This window comes from Ruegeria sp. YTSB088, from assembly GCF_059609825.1.
This window is the reverse complement of the sequence record NZ_JBXWMM010000001.1, coordinates 427680-444633: the sequence shown is the minus strand read 5'-3', so window position 1 is coordinate 444633 and position 16954 is coordinate 427680. Positions and strand designations below refer to the sequence as shown.

The 16954-nt window shown below is 57.3% G+C and carries 16 protein-coding genes; 2 read left to right on the top strand and 14 right to left on the bottom strand.

Annotated elements, in window-relative coordinates:
- Positions 1–40: 40 nt before the first annotated feature.
- The 8 genes from AC2FFA_RS02185 to purC all read right to left on the bottom strand — a co-directional run bounded on the left by AC2FFA_RS02185 (position 41) and on the right by purC (position 10213).
- Positions 41–2908, bottom strand: a complete 2868-nt coding sequence (locus AC2FFA_RS02185) for an Rne/Rng family ribonuclease (RefSeq protein ID WP_496849828.1) — start codon at positions 2906–2908, stop codon at positions 41–43.
- A 508-nt stretch (positions 2909–3416) separates the two neighbouring features.
- Positions 3417–4751: a sigma-54-dependent transcriptional regulator gene (locus AC2FFA_RS02180; protein ID WP_050603452.1), complete on the bottom strand. Its 1335-nt coding sequence runs from the start codon at positions 4749–4751 to the stop codon at positions 3417–3419.
- Positions 4752–4763: 12 nt separating this feature from the next.
- Positions 4764–6542, bottom strand: a complete 1779-nt coding sequence (locus tag AC2FFA_RS02175; protein WP_117869040.1) for a sensor histidine kinase — start codon at positions 6540–6542, stop codon at positions 4764–4766.
- Positions 6543–6578: 36 nt separating this feature from the next.
- Positions 6579–7247 (bottom strand): phosphoribosylformylglycinamidine synthase subunit PurQ, encoded by a 669-nt coding sequence (gene purQ / locus AC2FFA_RS02170; RefSeq protein WP_496849667.1) that lies wholly within the window; start codon positions 7245–7247, stop codon positions 6579–6581.
- 11 nt (positions 7248–7258) lie between these two features.
- A complete protein-coding gene (locus AC2FFA_RS02165; RefSeq protein ID WP_496849665.1) occupies positions 7259–8302 on the bottom strand; it encodes a zinc-dependent alcohol dehydrogenase family protein in 1044 nt (347 codons plus the stop codon).
- A gap of 4 nt (positions 8303–8306) precedes the next feature.
- Complete coding sequence (gene purS / locus AC2FFA_RS02160) at positions 8307–8537, bottom strand: phosphoribosylformylglycinamidine synthase subunit PurS (RefSeq protein ID WP_117872765.1); 231 nt, start codon at positions 8535–8537, stop codon at positions 8307–8309.
- A gap of 115 nt (positions 8538–8652) precedes the next feature.
- Positions 8653–9318, bottom strand: a complete 666-nt coding sequence (locus AC2FFA_RS02155) for a MarC family protein (RefSeq protein WP_117869043.1) — start codon at positions 9316–9318, stop codon at positions 8653–8655.
- Between the two features lie 139 nt (positions 9319–9457).
- Entirely contained in the window at positions 9458–10213 is a 756-nt protein-coding gene (gene purC, locus AC2FFA_RS02150) for a phosphoribosylaminoimidazolesuccinocarboxamide synthase (protein WP_117869044.1), read from the bottom strand.
- Positions 10214–10400: 187 nt separating this feature from the next.
- Between purC and AC2FFA_RS02145 the strand changes: the two genes are divergently transcribed.
- Both AC2FFA_RS02145 and bmt read left to right on the top strand, forming a co-directional pair.
- Positions 10401–10718 (top strand): DUF1476 domain-containing protein, encoded by a 318-nt coding sequence (locus AC2FFA_RS02145; protein ID WP_117869045.1) that lies wholly within the window; start codon positions 10401–10403, stop codon positions 10716–10718.
- A gap of 120 nt (positions 10719–10838) precedes the next feature.
- On the top strand, positions 10839–11852 hold the full coding sequence (bmt, locus tag AC2FFA_RS02140; RefSeq protein WP_496849663.1) for a betaine--homocysteine S-methyltransferase: 1014 nt from the start codon (positions 10839–10841) through the stop codon (positions 11850–11852).
- 11 nt (positions 11853–11863) lie between these two features.
- Here bmt and AC2FFA_RS02135 read toward each other — a convergent pair whose 3' ends face one another.
- The 6 genes from AC2FFA_RS02135 to ccmE all read right to left on the bottom strand — a co-directional run bounded on the left by AC2FFA_RS02135 (position 11864) and on the right by ccmE (position 16953).
- The gene (locus AC2FFA_RS02135; RefSeq protein ID WP_117869047.1) at positions 11864–12640 is read right to left on the bottom strand and encodes an enoyl-CoA hydratase-related protein; all 777 of its coding nucleotides are present in this window, start codon (positions 12638–12640) and stop codon (positions 11864–11866) included.
- A 75-nt stretch (positions 12641–12715) separates the two neighbouring features.
- A complete protein-coding gene (locus AC2FFA_RS02130) occupies positions 12716–13171 on the bottom strand; it encodes a cytochrome c-type biogenesis protein (protein WP_496849662.1) in 456 nt (151 codons plus the stop codon).
- Positions 13168–15132: a heme lyase CcmF/NrfE family subunit gene (locus tag AC2FFA_RS02125; RefSeq protein WP_117872766.1), complete on the bottom strand. Its 1965-nt coding sequence runs from the start codon at positions 15130–15132 to the stop codon at positions 13168–13170. Before AC2FFA_RS02125 ends, AC2FFA_RS02130 begins: the two co-directional genes overlap by 4 nt.
- 75 nt (positions 15133–15207) lie before the next feature.
- On the bottom strand, positions 15208–15786 hold the full coding sequence (locus tag AC2FFA_RS02120; RefSeq protein WP_496849660.1) for a holin family protein: 579 nt from the start codon (positions 15784–15786) through the stop codon (positions 15208–15210).
- Positions 15777–16388, bottom strand: a complete 612-nt coding sequence (locus AC2FFA_RS02115) for a holin-associated N-acetylmuramidase (RefSeq protein WP_117869050.1) — start codon at positions 16386–16388, stop codon at positions 15777–15779. Before AC2FFA_RS02115 ends, AC2FFA_RS02120 begins: the two co-directional genes overlap by 10 nt.
- Before the next feature lie 118 nt (positions 16389–16506).
- Positions 16507–16953 carry a cytochrome c maturation protein CcmE gene (gene ccmE, locus AC2FFA_RS02110; protein ID WP_299636146.1) on the bottom strand — a complete coding sequence of 149 codons (447 nt, stop codon included), beginning with the start codon at positions 16951–16953 and terminating at the stop codon, positions 16507–16509.
- Between the last annotated feature and the right edge of the window lies 1 nt (position 16954).

Here is a 16954-nt window from a genome sequence, read left to right as displayed (position 1 = left end):
GGTCAAAAAAAAGGCGGGCCTGTCAGCCCGCCTTTTTTTGTCAACTTCCCAGCGACCACCAACCGCGCCGTTTAGGCTTGGTTGATACAGGGTCAGGTTCTTCCGCTACGGCTTCCAGCACCGGCTCGGGCGTTGCTACTACCGGCGCGTCATCGACGGGATCGTCGGCATCTTTTACCTCGGATGCTTCCACAGATTCCATAGATGGCTCTTCTGACTCATCGGTCTGTTCCGCCGCATGCGCCATATCCGTGCCGTTTACAGATTGCTCTGTTGGCAACGACGAATCAGGTTCCGCTTCGACAGATTCAGCGGTCACCTCAACCTGATCCGCTGAGACCTCAACGCCTTCACCCTCAATGCTCTCGCGAGCTTCTTCGGTCGCTGATTCTTCTGCAACAGCTTCAACCGCAATGGCAGTTGTTTCTTCAGACTGATTTGTAGCTTCTTCCGCTGTTACGTCTTTCTTACGACGACGTGGAGCACGTTTGCGCTTGGGCTTGGCAGGCTTCTCTTCCTCCGAAGCTTCAGCTTCAGCCGATTCAGCATTTTCAACGTCAGAAGCATCGCTCTCTGCGTCTTCTTGTGCAGGCGTTTCGTCCTCTTCCGCGCTCTGCTCCTGCGTGTCGCCATTGCCCGAGCCCTTTTTGCGGCGGCGGCGACGGCGTTTGCGCTTGGGTTTTGTCTCTTCTTCGGTCTGAGCGATTTCCTCTTCAGCCTCTTCCTCGTCAGAGGAATCGACAAGATCCATCAGCGACGCATCGACCGACACGACAGGCGCCGTGGCCTCGGGAACGATCCTGCTGGCCGTCTTGAATTTCTCCATCGAGAATTCCGGGCTGACCAGATGGATATCCCCTTCGATCCTTACCGACAGGCCGTACCGCGCCTCAATCTGCGCAATATGTTCCCGTTTCTGGTTCATAAGGAAGTTGGCGATGCTAACCGGGCAGCGTACTAACACTTCGCGCGAACGTCGACGGGTACCTTCTTCTTCAATTTGACGCAGGATAGACAAAGCCATGTTGTCGTCCGAGCGGATCAGGCCGGTGCCATGACACGCAGGGCAAGGCTGTGTCGTTGCCTCGATCATACCGGGGCGCAGGCGCTGACGGCTCATTTCCATCAAGCCAAAGCCCGAAATACGACCCACTTGGATGCGCGCACGGTCGGTTTTCAACCGCTCTTTCATACGCTTTTCAACGGCCGCATTATTCTTGCGCTCATCCATATCGATGAAGTCGATCACGATAAGACCGGCCAGATCGCGCAGACGCAACTGCCGTGCAACCTCCTCTGCAGCCTCAAGGTTGGTCTTGAGTGCGGTTTCCTCGATCGACCCTTCCTTCGTGGCACGGCCCGAGTTCACGTCGATCGCCACCAGTGCTTCAGTCACGCCGATCACGATATAGCCACCGGATTTCAACTGTACGGTCGGGTTGAACATCCCCGCCAGATAGCTTTCCACCTGATAGCGCGCGAACAGCGGCAGCGCATCCTCATACCGTTTCACGTTCTTGGCGTGAGACGGCATGATCATCTTCATGAAATCCTTGGCGATGCGGTATCCGCCCTCGCCTTCAACCAGAACCTCGTCGATATCGCGGTTATAAAGATCACGGATCGACCGTTTGATCAGGTCGCCTTCCTCATAGATTTTCGCGGGCGCAATGGATTTCAGCGTCAGTTCGCGGATCTGTTCCCACATGCGCTGCAGGTATTCATAGTCGCGCTTGATCTCGGATTTGGTGCGTTTGGCCCCTGCAGTCCGAATGATCAGACCAGCCCCGGTAGGCACATCAATTTCCGCAGCAATCTCTTTCAGTTTTTTACGGTCCGGCGCATTGGTGATCTTACGGCTGATGCCGCCGCCGCGCGCCGTGTTCGGCATCAAAACGCAATAGCGACCGGCCAGCGACAAATACGTGGTCAGAGCGGCACCCTTGTTGCCACGCTCTTCCTTGACGACCTGAACCAGCAAGACCTGACGTACTTTGATGACTTCCTGTATCTTGTAGCGACGCGGGCGCGGTTTGCGCGGCGGACGAATGTCTTCGCTGTCATCCTCATCAGCTACCGTTTCAATCGAAGCGTCTTTTGAAGCAGCGTCAGCGTTCAGCGTATCGTTGCCGTCCTCATCGGAGTCCTGTTGATCCTCAGTAGCGTCAACAGGTTCTTCTGTTTGCTCCGATTCAGATTGGGTTTCATCCCCTTCCGATTGAACTGCTTCTTCGGGTTCCACAGCCTCTTTGGCTTGTTCGTCTGCGTCGTTTTCCGACGCCTCGACAGCCTGTTCCGTGACAACCTCGGCAACGTCTAACGCGTCCTCATCCGATGCGGCTACAGCCGCTTCTTCGGCCGCCAGCGCGTCGTCACCATCTGGCTCCTCTACCGGAGTTTCAGCGACGACTTCCATCGGCGAGGTACCCTCGGGCACGTCTCCGTTGGAATCGTCACCCTCATCCAAATCAATGGTTTCCATGCCGGATGGTTCCGTCGACACCTCCATCGATTCGACCGGATCGTCGGATTTCACATCCGCGGCCTTTGAACGTGTCCGGGAACGCCGCTTCTTGGGTTTGGCCTCTTCAGCCTCATCGCGCGCCTTCATTGCCTCGGCATAGGCGCGCTCTTCCTCCATCAGCGCCTCGCGGTCAGCAACGGGGATCTGGTAATAGTCCGGATGAATTTCGGAAAACGCCAGGAAACCATGCCGGTTCCCGCCATAATCCACAAAAGCCGCCTGCAGTGACGGCTCAACCCGTGTTACTTTTGCAAGATAGATGTTGCCAGCAAGCTGGCGTTTGTTTTCGGACTCAAAATCGAACTCCTCAACCTTGTTTCCGTCCACCACCACGACGCGGGTTTCTTCCGCGTGGGTGGCATCGATAAGCATTTTCTTAGCCATGTGTCCTTGGTGCACCGCGCCAAACGCGTTGTCCTGACCTGTCCAGGCGGACAGGCGCTTTTGGGGAGGTGTCTTGTCAGGGCGATATCGGACGGCGCGCGGCAGGGTCTGGCGCTTTGGCCCCCTGCCCGTTCTCTCAATCGTTGCGCGCGCGTCATCGCGGTTCTTCTCCGACAGGCGCATCTGAACGCAGCCTGCCCATTTATTCCTTTCGCCCAGATGTTCCGGGCTCAGGTACTCTACTGCCCCTATCGAGGCACAATCGGTCTGCTGAACCGCGAGGTCTTGATCCTCACCAACGGATCAGCAGCGAAACTCAAAGATTCGGGACTTGTAGGCGTCAAATACACCCGGCCCGTTCGGACACAATAAAAGCAACCCTGTGGAAAAGACAATGGGCAAACTGCATTCCATCACCCAACCAGCGTGACGGATCCACTTCATCTGGCCAAAAATATCTCGGGGGAGGCGTTATAGGCGACGGGGGCAGAGCCCCCAATCGCATCGCTTAAAGATAATCCGAACGCTGGAGGCCGTATTTCGCCATCTTTTCGTTCAGCGTCCGACGCGGGAGGCACAGCTCATCCATGACAGACGCAATCGAACCCTTGTGCCTGCGCATCGTGTTGTCGATCAGCATTCGCTCGAACGCTTCGACATATTCTTTCAACGGTTTGCCTTCGGTCGTCATCACCGGTTGCATTTCCTCATGATCCGACATCAAAAGCGACGCGATCGTGCCTGACCCACGACGTGACTGAAGCACCGCCCGTTCGGCAATATTGATCAACTGACGCACATTGCCCGGCCAGGGGGCCTGCAACAACTGCGCAGCCTCCTGCGCGCTCACCTGAGGTGCATCGCAACCATATTCCTCGGCAAACTGCTCACTGAGACGGGTGAACAGGGTCAGGATATCTTCCCCACGCTGGCGCAACGGTGGCATGGTGATGCGCAGCGCCGCCAGGCGATAGAACAGATCTGGGCGCAGCACGTCTTCCGACGTCTTGCCCGCCTCCTGCAAGTTCGAGATGGCAACGATCCGAGTCTCCGCAGGTGTGCCTTGCTCGTTCATCACGCTCAACAGCTTGGCCTGCAACGTATCGCTCAACGCTTCGACATCTTCCAGAACCAGCGTCCCGCCTCGCGCCTCTTCGATGGCAGGCAGTTGCGCATCCTCGGGCATCATCGGACCAAAGAGACGCTTGGCCAGTGCGTCTTCTTCAAGCGCAGCACAGGATACAAGGACAAATTTCTTGCCTGCACGGCTGCCAACAGCATGAAGCGCGTGTGCTACAAGGGTTTTCCCGGTTCCGGTTTCTCCGTCGATCAACACATGACCGTCGGCCTGGCCGAGATCCAAAATATCCTCACGCAGCCGTTCCATAACCGGGCTGGCACCGATCAACTTGTTCATGATCTGCGTGCCACCGGACAGCTCTCGCCGCAGCGCACGGTTGTCCAGTGTCAGTCGGCGCGCATTGCTGGCGCGTTTGGCCAGCTCAGACATACGGTCTGGATTGAACGGTTTTTCAAGGAAGTCAAACGCGCCAACCCTCATCGCCTCAACCGCCATCGGGACATCGCCGTGACCGGTGATCATGATCACCGGCAGGGTGCTGTCGGCTCCCATCAGTTTTTTCAGAAGCTGAATGCCATCCATACCCGGCATCTTGATATCCGAGATCACGATCCCTGGATAATCCGGACCCAGAACCTTGAGCGCATCTTCCGCGCTGGCAAAGGTTTCCGTGTCATATCCGGACAAAGCAAGCCATTGGCTGATTGACTGGCGCATGTCCTGTTCGTCATCCACAATGGCAATTTTCATGGCCTGTGCCATAGTCATTCCTCGTTATTCCGCGGCCTCGAGGCCGTCGCTTCCCAGTGCTGGTAACTGCATTTCAAACACCGCACCGCCGTATTGGCCGTTGCGCGCAGTCAACCGTCCCCCATGGTCGTTCACGATCCCTGACGAGATGGCAAGCCCCAGCCCAACTCCATCTCCGGGTTGTTTGGTGGTATAGAACGGCTCGAACAGGTTCTCGATATTCTCGATCCCATGCCCGTTGTCGCGCACCGTCAGTACAGCCGTATCACCCGCCGCCAGGATGATTTCCACATCTGGCTCTGCCATTGATTTGGTGGCGTCCAGCGCGTTTCTCAAGAGGTTGACCATAACCTGCTCGATCCGCATCCGGTCCCCCATCACCATCACCGGTTCTTCAGGCAGGATCTGAGTGATCTTGACATGGCGCTGGCGCAACTGCGGTTCCATCATCGACAAGGCAGAGGCCAGTGCTTCGCCAAGGTTTACAGGTGAAAACGCGTCCGCCCCCTTGCGGGCGTAAGATTTGAGCTGCCGCGTAATCGCCCCCATCCGTTCGATCAGACCATCGATGCGGCCGAAACTTGCCAGCGCTTCTTCAGGCCGGTTTCGACGCAACAGCAAACGGGCACCGGCCAGATAGGTTTTCATTGCAGCCAGCGGTTGATTCAGCTCGTGACTGACTGCGGCTGACATCTCACCCAATGCCGCCAGTTTCGAGCTTTGGGCAAGGGTCTGTTCAGCCAAATCCAACGTCTTTTCAACCCGTTCGCGTTCAGCGATTTCCCGCTGTAGCCGGGCGTTCAATGCGCGAAGCTCTGCCGACTCGCGCTGAAACAGGGTCATGCGCAACGTCGCGCGTCGGCTCAGCGCGTAGAACGCCAGCGCCAGAAGAATCGCAAAGCCCATGATCTCGAGCGCCAGAACGCTGTTCACTTTCTCGCGGATCGAGGCATAGGTCGTGAATGACGTCATTTGCCAGCCGCGGAAGGGAATGCGCGTTTCCAGACGCATTACCGCCTCGCCTTGCAGGTAGGCGTCGGGTGGCAAAGCTGTCCAATCGGTCGTTGCGCGAATGGCCCGCTGGATGGCCCCTTGGGGTGGCTGACGCAGCAGGGCCGAGCCCTCATCTAGACCTCGCCAGCGCGGCTCAGTAGACAAGATGATGGTTCCGGTGCTGTCTGTAACCATCACCGCATCAGAAATACCGGCCCAGGCCTGTTCAAACTTTTGCAGATCGACTTCGACAACAATTACGCCCAGTATTTCAGCGCTGTTTTCAAGTCGCCGTGAGTAGACAAAGCTGTACCCGCCGGATTCCTTGGGAATGACGGAAAAGATTGTCGCATTTGACCGGATCGCGTCCACGAAATACGATGTGTTCCTGTGTGCCTCGCCCAGTTTACTCCGATCTGTCGCTGCAACCGTTCGCCCGTCACCATCCAACAACCTCAGCGACGCCGCACCGATTTCTTCGACGAAAGAGATCAATCGCTGCGTCGACAGCGAATAGTCCCTGGATTGCAACGCCGAAATCAGGGTCGGATCCCGCGCCAGCAATTGCGGCACGATGGAATTGCGCCGCAATTCGCTCAGCAAATTACCGGAATACAGCGCAAGGCGCAGCTCGGCCCGGTTGCGTGTGGATTCGGTGAACCTGTCAGTCAGCAGACGGTTGGTGACCCAAACCGTTGCGATTGTCGCCACCATCAAAACCAGAACAGCCAGCCGCAGCCGCCATCCCAATGGGGCGCCGCGAAACGGTTTCAGCAGTTTTGACCAGCCTGATCGCACGTCCGAGTTCATGGTCAGACGTTACGCGTGGGCGCGCGTGACCTCAAGTCACGCCGCTTGAAACACACCTGACAATGCGCGGAACAGCGCCGCCCCGTCGGTGCCGCCATGCCTTTGGTCCGCCGCGCGTTCGGGGTGCGGCATCATACCCAGAACACGACGGTTTTCGGAAAGGATCCCTGCGATATCACCGACCGAACCGTTGGGGTTCTCGGTATAGGTGAATGCGATCCTGTCCTGATCCCTCAACGCCGCCAGCGTCGCGTCATCCGCGAAATAGTTGCCGTCGTGATGCGCGATCGGAATACCAATCACGTCGCCCGCATTGTAGCCGCCGGTAAAAACACTGTCGCTGGTTGCGACTTTCAGGCCCACGGTCTTGCAGATGTATTTCAACCCGGCATTTCGCAACAGCGCCCCCGGCAGGATACCCGTTTCCGTGAGAACCTGAAATCCGTTGCAAATCCCCAAGGCGTAACCGCCGCGTTCGGTGTGATTGACCACGGCCTTGCAGATCGGAGATTTCGCGGCAATTGCACCACAGCGCAAATAGTCGCCATAGGAAAAACCACCTGGAACGCCCACGATATCAATGCCTTCCGGCAGCGCGGCATCTTTGTGCCAGACCATGTCGACCTGAAAACCGGCCTGCTCGAAAGCGACCGCGAGGTCTCGGTCACAGTTTGATCCGGGGAATACGATTACGGCTGCGCGCATGGCGGGCCCTCCTACGAGACAAAATCGGTGACGACCGCAACACCCGGAGGAGTTGAATGGTCAAAGGCGGCAAGCTCTGTGCTCACCTGGTTCAGAGATATTTTTCGCGTGACCAATGGGCTCAGGTCAACTCCGCCGCCTGCGATCAGCGATAACAAAGAGGGATAGCGCCAGCTTGGCATTCCACGCGTTCCGAAGACAGAAAGCTGACCGGAATAAAGAACATCCATCGGCAACGCCATCTGAGTGTGGTCCCCGGCAGGCATCCCGATCTGCACCATGCGCCCCATTTTACGCAGGGATCGCATCGCTGAAACGGTCGTCACTTCAATGCCAAGCGCCTCAATCGCAACATGAGCACCGCCACCGGTGAGATCCTTCACCGCCTGCGGCGCATCGCAGGTAGCCGCATTGACCGCCGCGTCAGCGCCCAGAGCCTTGGCATAGTTCAGTTTATCATCCGTGATATCGACAACCACGACACGAGCGCCAAGCGCCTTACCCAAAAGAAGCGTGGATATCCCTACTCCGCCGCCGCCGAAGACAGCGATCCATTCACCACCCTGAACCTTTGCCCGACCGACCAGAGCCTGCCAGGCTGTCGTCACCCTACACCCCAACGCGGCCGCGGTTTCCGGCGCAATACTGTCCGGCAATGACGTCAGGTTCGCATCGGCATGCGCCACCGCTATGTATTCCGCAAAAGCGCCGTCACAGGTGAACCCCGGTACAACCTGATCGGGGCAGATCGTCTGATGCCCCTGCGCGCAATCCGGACACCGGCCGCAAGCCAGAATGAAAGGTGCGATCACCCGATCCCCGACACGCCACCGGGTGACGCGCGCGCCGACTGAAACCACCTCTCCGCAATATTCATGCCCAGGAGTGATGGGCAAGACGACGTCCGGATCCGAACCAGACCACGCGTGCCAGTCTGACCGGCACACGCCGCAGGCCAGCACCCGCACGATAACGCCGTCTTCCGCAGGTGCGGGATCCGGGATCGTCGTTACCTCAAGCGGCTGACGGGAGGTGATCAGACGCGCGGCCCGCATTCAATCAGACCAGTTCGATCTCGTAGCGTTCGATAACCGTGTTGGCCAACAGTTTTTCGCACATCTCGGTCACATCTGCTTCGGTCGCGCCGTCGGCCAGTTCAAGGTCGATCACCTTGCCCTGACGCACACCTTCGACCTGATCAAAGCCCATTGCACCTAATGCGTGCCGAACTGCTTCGCCCTGCGGGTCCAGCACCCCGTTCTTGAGCATCACATGAACCCGTGCTTTCATTTTGGCAACTCCACCTGCGGGCCGCAATCTGCGGCCCATTTCGTTGCGCGGGGGATAGCGCGCCAAATGGCATTCGACAACCCTGTTTGCAAAGCAGTTTGCCGCAGCAATCCAACTATCCGCTTTCTTTGACCAATCCCGGATAATGCGCATCAATTGCATGGAACGTGCCCGTTAGAACCATCTCGACCGCGACGGCGACCAGCAGGATTGCCATGATCCGGGTCAGGACATTGATCATTGTCTCACCCAACAGGCGCGAGATCTGATCTGCGAACAACAAACCCAGCCCCACGATCGCGCAGGCAATCAGGATCGCCGAACCCAGCGTCAAGATTTCGGCGCCGTTAGAGAGTTGGTGCGAAAAAACAATCGTAATGGCAATCGTGCCCGGCCCGATGGTCAGAGGAATGGCCAGCGGTACGACGGCGAAATTCAATTTGCGCTCATGCCCGTCGTCCATAGCAGCCTGATCGCCCGGCGGCCTGTCCTCGGCCTTCAACATCGACATCCCGATTCCGAAAATGATGATCCCGCCAGCAATCCGAAAAGATGGCACATCAATACCGAACACCCCGAGCACTTCTTCCCCGATCACAACCGCGGTCAGCGCAATGACAGTAACCGAAATCGTAACAACGACCGCAACATGCCGCCGTTCGGCCGCAGTACAGTTCTTGGTCATGCTCAGAAAGATCGGGATATTGTACAGCGGATTGAAGATTGCAAGCACGGCTGCCAGAAACTTCAGAAACACTGTCTGATCAAACAGTTCAGCCATTTGACACCCATCCTGAACCTTTTGTGACTGCACGGGGCAAACATGCTCAGGAAACGGGAGGCTGTCAAATTCAACCGCCAACGAAAAAGCGCCGCAAACACAGCCGCGGCGCTTTGGCGAGGTTCCGATCCAGCCCTGCTTAGTTGATCAGCGTCGGTTTGGTGACATTGTTGCTGGGCAGGACGCCCAGTCGGCGTGCAACTTCGGAATAGGCGTCGGTCAAACTGCCCAAATCGCGGCGGAAGACGTCCTTGTCCAGTTTCTGGCCAGTTTCGATATCCCACAGGCGGCAGCTGTCGGGGCTGATTTCATCAGCAACGATCAGGCGCTGATAGTCGCCTTCGAACACGCGTCCGATCTCGATCTTGAAGTCCACCAGACGGATGCCCACCGCCAGCATCACACCACTCATGAAGTCGTTCACCCGCAGGGCGAGGCTGAGGATATCGTCCATGTCCTGCTGGCTGGCCCAGCCAAAAGCGGCAATGTGTTCTTCGGTGACAAGCGGGTCACCCAGCGAGTCGTCCTTGTAGCAATACTCGACGATCGGTCGGGGCAGTTGGGTGCCTTCTGCGATACCCAGACGCTTGGACATCGATCCGGCGGCATAGTTGCGCACGATCACTTCCAGCGGAACGATTTCGCAGTTGCGAACCAACTGCTCACGCATGTTCAGGCGGCGAATGAAGTGGTTCGGGATGCCGATCTGGGTCAGGCCGGTCATGAAGAACTCGGACAGGCGATTGTTGAGCACCCCCTTACCGTCGATCACGTCCTTCTTTTCCGCGTTGAAGGCAGTAGCGTCATCTTTGAAATACTGAACGATCGTGCCCGGTTCAGGGCCTTCGTACAGAATCTTGGCCTTGCCTTCGTAGATTTTCTTGCGACGCGCCATAAGCGACCTTTCCACTCTGCACAGAGGGATTGAGTCCCCTCACGTTGGCGTCCTCATAGTCCAAGCACCCATTTCCCGCAAGTTCATGTACCCGAGAGGCTTTGACGCAGCGCAAATCCCTTGCGTATGGGACGTCGTATAGTCATATCATCAGGAAACAAGATGTAACCCAAGAGGTCCTTACCCTATGACCACGTTCGACGAACGCGAAAACGCCTTTGAAGCCAAGTTTGCCCATGATGAAGAGATGCAGTTCAAGGCGCAGGCCCGCTGCAACAAACTTCTGGGTCTGTGGGCCGCAGAAAAGCTTGGTAAAACTGGTGCAGATGCAGAGGAATATGCAAGGACGGTTGTAATTTCAGACTTTGAGGAAGCCGGGCACGAAGATGTCGTACGCAAGGTTTCGGGCGATCTCGGAAACCTGTCCTCGGACGACGAAATCCGCGCAAAAATGGCCGATCTTCTGCCGGAAGCCAAGGCGCAGGTCCTGAGCGAGAAAGGCTGAGCCTCAGGTGCCTGACTCATGATCTTCATGAGTTTTATGAATTTGATTTGACGCCTTGGTCATGAGACACGGGGCGTCTCTTTTTTAACGGCGTTTTGCGCCTTTTTCTGGAACAACCCTATGACAAACGCGCTGAGCAAGCTTCTGGAAACCAATGACGCCATTCTGGCCGATGGTGCAACAGGGACGAACCTGTTCAACATGGGCCTGCAGTCTGGTGACGCTCCTGAACTTTGGAACGTGGATGCTCCGGACAAGATCCGGGCGCTGTATCAGGGTTCGGTTGATGCAGGCAGCGACCTGTTCCTGACCAACACATTCGGCGGCACATCGGCACGGCTGAAACTGCACGACGCGCAAAATCGCGTGGGAGAGTTGAACCGCATCGGTGCAGAGCTGGGACGTGAAGTCGCCGACAAAGCCGGACGACCTGTCATTGTTGCAGGATCGGTCGGCCCAACCGGAGAAATCATGGAACCGGTCGGCAGCCTGTCGCACGCCGAAGCAGTGGAAATGTTCCACGAACAGGCTGAAGCGCTGAAAGAAGGTGGCGTGGATGTTCTGTGGGTGGAAACCATCAGCGCACCCGAAGAGTTCCGCGCCGCTGCCGAAGCCTTTGCCCTGACCGACATGCCCTGGTGCGGCACGATGAGCTTTGACACGGCCGGTCGCACGATGATGGGTGTGACATCAGCCGATCTGGCCCAACTGGTCGAAACCTTGCCGAATCCGCCTATCGCGTTTGGCGCCAATTGCGGCACTGGCGCATCTGACATTCTGCGCACCGTTCTGGGTTTTGCCGCGCAAGGGACTGAGCGCCCACTGATCTCGAAGGGCAACGCAGGCATTCCGAAATACGTGGATGGTCACATTCACTATGACGGCACGCCCGAGCTGATGGGGCAGTATGCCGCCATGGCGCGGGATGCCGGCGCGACGATCATTGGCGGGTGCTGCGGAACCATGCCCGATCACCTGCGCAAGATGCGTGAGGCGTTGAACACCACGCCTCGTGGCGAACGCCCGACTCTCGATCAGATTGCTGATGCTCTGGGTCCGTTCACATCCGCCTCGGACGGGACGGATGACGATGCGACACCGGAACGCCGCACACGCCGCCGCCGCCGCGCATGATACCAGCCTGATCAGCGCCCTTCGAATTTCGGAGGGCGTTTTTCCATGAAGGCCACCACGCCTTCGGCGAAATCTCTGGAGCGGCCACATTTGCCTTGCAGGTGCGCCTCGGTCTCAAGCTGCTGTTGCAGGGTGTTTTCATAGGTTCCGCGAATGGCCCGCTTGATCGCGTCATAGGCCGCCGTGGGACCTTTCGCCAGATACTCTGCCCTTTTGCGCCAATGGTCGACAAATACGTCATCCGGCACGGCTTCCCAGATCATGCCCCATTCATCCGCCTGCTTTGCAGTGATCTTGTCTGCAAACAAGGCCGCGCCCATTGCTTTGGCCAGCCCCATCTGGCGAGGCATGAACCATGTTCCCCCAGCATCAGGAAGCAGGCCGATACGTGCAAATGCCTGCAGGAAATAGGCGCTTTCCGTCGCAATTACCACGTCGGCACAGAGGGCGAGGTTCGCGCCTGCCCCGGCTGCCGGTCCGTTAACCGCGGCAATCGTGGGCACCGGGCAATTGTGGATGGTGTCCAACATCGGTTCATATTCATCGCGCAACGACCGTTCCAGATCGATCTTGCCGGTTGACGACGCATCACCCAGGTCCTGCCCCGAACAAAACGCAGGACCAGCACCGGTGATAACTATACAGCGGGCCTTGACCGCTGCATCTTTCATGGCGTGAGTAATCTCTGCCCGCATTTGAGTGGTCAGTGCGTTCATCTTGTCCGGCCTGTTCAGTGTCAGAACTGCCAGACTGTCTGTAATATCCAAAGCAACCGTTTCGTAATTCATGAAAACCCTCCCGTCGCGCCACGTGTTTTTGCACACTTACTGGCCCTGACGGAACGGGAAAAGCGGAACCACGCGTCAGTCTTCAAGAATTTGACGCAGACGTTCTTTTTCGTCGTCGCTCAACGACGCGGAGTCAACCGAAGCATGAGCCTTGGCCCGGGCTCGGAGAAAGTTCAGCCCAACCGCGGCAGCGATCAACAGCATGATTGGCCCTGCCAACCACAAAAGCAGGTTCGAGCCGCTGGTGGTCGGCTTCAGAAGGACGTATTCGCCGAACCGATCTACGATAAACGCGATGGCCTGTTCGTCCGTATCCCCTGCGACCAACCGTTCCCGCAGCAGCAGACGCAGGTCTCGGGCTAGATCTGCGTTGCTTTCGTCAATGCTTTCATTGCGACACACAAGGCAACGCAACCCGGCGCTGAGATCGCGTGCCCGTTGTTCCAGAACAGGATCATCCAGTACTTCGTCAGGCTGAACCGCAAAGACAGGTGATGCGAGCATCATCAGAATCAGAACAAGGCGTTTCATTCTGCAGGTACTCCGCCAACCGGGGTTTTTCTGGCACCTGCGGCCACGCGGAACCGCCTGTCACACAGGCTCAAGACACCGCCGAGCGCCATCAGGATACATCCACCCCAGATCCAGTTTGCCAGCGGCTTGATATAGGTTCGCATGACCCAGCCGCCATCTGCCTGTTGATCACCGATCACGACATAGAGATCCCCAAGGAAACGATAATCGATGGCGGCTTCTGTCGTGGGCATTCGCGCAACGGGGTAATCCCGTTTTTCGGGATGCAATGTCCCGATCGGGCGGCCATTCTTTTCAATCAGAACATCCGCCGTGGTCGAGAAATAGTTCGGCCCCTCAACCCGACGGACGTCTTGCAGCGTCAGTGTGAACTGCCCGACTTCGAAAGGTTGTTTGAGCTGGGCGACGCGAATATCCTCGTCCTCCCACGCCGTCAGGCCGGCAATGGCAAAGATAGTGACCCCCAGTCCGGTATGAGCGACGGCTTTGCCCCAATCCGCGCCCGGCAGACGGAACAAGCGTTTCAGACTGCCGTTGCGACCTGTACGGCTCCACAAATCAACTGTGGCACCAAACGTAATCCACGCCCCAAGGAACAGACCCACTGGCCCCAAAGCGCTGCGCCCGGTCTGCATCGCCCAAACCAACAGGGAAATCGCCAGAGCCAGACCAAAGGCATAACGCAGGGACCAAGCTGTCTTTCCAATCCGCCCGCGTTTCCACGGCAGCATCGATCCAATCGGCAGAATTAATCCCAGCAGCACCATGAACGGTGAAAAAGCAGCATTGAAAAACGGAGCCCCGACCGAGAGTTTTCGATCAAACATCATCTCGGCCAACATCGGCCACATGGTGCCGACAAAAACCACAAAACAACTGACCGCCAACAAAACGTTGTTCACGATCAGCGCGCTTTCACGGCTGACCATGCCGAAGACGCCCTTGGCCTCCATCGCCTGCGCCCGTGCTGCAAACAAGGTCAGCGCGCCACCGATAAAGATCACCAGAATGATCAGAATAAAGACACCACGCTCGGGATCATTGGCAAAGGCGTGAACCGACGTCAGCAGCCCTGAACGAACGATGAATGTCCCGATCAACGAAAACCCGAATGCAATGATCGCCAGCAGGATGGTCCAGCTTTTCAGCGCCTCGCGCTTTTCCACAACGATTGCGGAATGCAGCAGCGCCGCCGCCAGAAGCCACGGCATGAACGAAGCGTTCTCAACCGGGTCCCAGAACCAGAAACCGCCCCAGCCCAGCTCATAGTAGGCCCACCAGGACCCCAGCGCGATACCTATGGTCAGAAAGACCCAGGCAGCTAGCGTCCATGGGCGAACCCATCGCCCCCAGGCCGCATCGATACGCCCTTCGATCAGTGCCGCGATGGCAAAGCTGAAAGCCATGCTCAGACCCACATAGCCGAGATACAGAAACGGCGGGTGGAAAGCCAAACCGGGATCCTGCAGGAGAGGGTTCAGATCGCGACCATCGAATGGTGCTATTGCCAGCCGGTCAAACGGGTTCGAAGTTAACAGAATGAATGCGAAAAACGCGACTGCGATGGATGATTGTACCGCCAGCACCCGCGCCTTCAGGCTTGGGGGCAACCCGCCCCCGAAGAAAGCTGCCATCGCTCCGAACAGAGTGACAATCAGCACCCACAGCAGCATCGACCCCTCGTGGTTCCCCCACGTCCCGCTGATCTTGTAAAGCATCGGCTTTGCTGAATGACTGTTTTCGACCACGATCCGCAGCGAAAAATCCGACATTATGAAAGCCCAGATCAGCGCACCGAAGGAAAACGCAGTTAGCAGGAACTGGACGATGGCAGCAGGCTCTGCAAACGCCATCCAGCCGGTCCAGTTTTTTGAAGCGCCGATCAAAGGCACCACGCTTTGCACGATGGCAACGAAAAAGGCGAGGATAAGGGCGAAGTGGCCGAGCTCTGTAATCATGCCCCGGAATATACTCCGAGGCCGAACCGGGGGCCATTAACTTTCGCATGATCCGGGAGCACATAGTGTCGCGGGTCAGCGCCCCCGAAGCCTGCGCCAATCGTTCAGTGCAGGGTTCGCGTCGGGATGTGAGGCGGTCTGTATCAGGTTGGCATCGGGGCCAGGGTCGGCGACGCCCGGACTGTCGCTGCGCATGGCCCGTACCGTTTCTATGTTTCCCATGACCGTCGGCAAGCGCTGCATCGCTGCACCTATATCCCGCTGAAAATCCTGCATTTTGCTCTGATGGCGCGCACCGAAATAGAAAGACACAATCACGCCCAGCAACCACCAAAGAGGTTCCGGCACCAGTGCAATGCCCTGCATACGTTCGGCAAACCACAGTGGATCCACCATTGCGGCAACGAACAATCCCAGCGTTCCAAGCGCCAAAGCCGGGCGCGGCAACCGGTTGACACCATCCATGACACGGTCGAACAGGCCCTTCTCAGCAACCTGAAACTCTCCGCCAAACTGCGTCATGGCCTGGCTTTGCAACTCTGTTGTTCTCTGAGCACGAGACTCAGCGTTTTCCCGGTATATTTCAACCGTTTCACGCACAGCGTTGCGACCGCCCCCGAACAACAGCGCCAATACTCCCGAAATCAGCCCCATGCCGAAACCCTTTCGTTGAATTCACTTTCCGACAAACGATAGCGCGGCGACAGAAACTCTTCGGCCCTTTTGATCCAACCGCCTTTGACCCCGGACCTGGTGCGTGCGTATTTTCTGGATGCCGGGCGTTTGTCGGCGAGCCGAAAGTAATAGTTCCGCCGCGCCACGCCGTACGCATCGCGCAGCGCATTGGGATCAGGCTGTGCCGCCTCTTCGCACGCCTGCGCCGTTTGCACGCCGATCACGCCATCTGCCACAACTTCAAACCCCATTTCGCGCAATAGCCGTTGCAGAATTTTCACCGCCTGTGCACCCGCATTCACATACATATCGAAGACAGAAGCATGCAGAACCTCTGGCAGCAGCGCGATACGCGGTTTTTCAAAGTAGTGCTGAACAAAGATATCGACTGCCTCGCGCTGAGTAAGCGCCCGAACGTCCATTTCGTCAACCAGCCCATCCCCGGTCAGATCCAATCCAAGCCTGCGCATAGTATGGATCGTGACACCAAACTTGGTTGTCCCGCCCGGATCGTCCGGGTCGCTTACGAATCCGCCTTCCCGATGCACAATTTCCTTGGCAATCTGCCGAACCGTTTGCATGGCGCCCTCATTTCGTTGAATGGCGCTGACGATCCTGAAAAAGGATTAACAAGCTTGAATGATTAAGGGCGCTGCCCGCATCCCGCGCGCAACGCCCTCAATACTAAATCCGGTTGGATCAGCTGTCTTCGGCCTCTTTGTATACACCCTGTTCCTTCAACGCGTCCACGACTTCCTTAGGCATGTAAGTCTCGTCATGTTTTGCAAGAATTTCAGTGGCTTCAAACACGCCGTTCACGTAGCTTCCGGTGCCCACCATACCCTGATTTTCAGAGAACAGGTCAGGCAGGACGCCGGTAAAAGAAACCTTGACGCTTTCGCCGCCATCGGTAACGACAAAACGCACGGTTTCACCCTGCCCACGGATGATCGAACCTTCTTCGACCAGGCCGCCAATCCGAAAGACCTCGGTCGGTTTGGGTGGTTCGGCAATCACCTGGCTTGGCGAGCGGAAAAAGTTGATCCCATCGCGCATGGCATACCCAATCAACGCCGTCGACGCCACCAAGGCAACGACAGCTACCAGAATGACTTGTACTCGGCGACGTTTCTTGAGCGTTTTCATA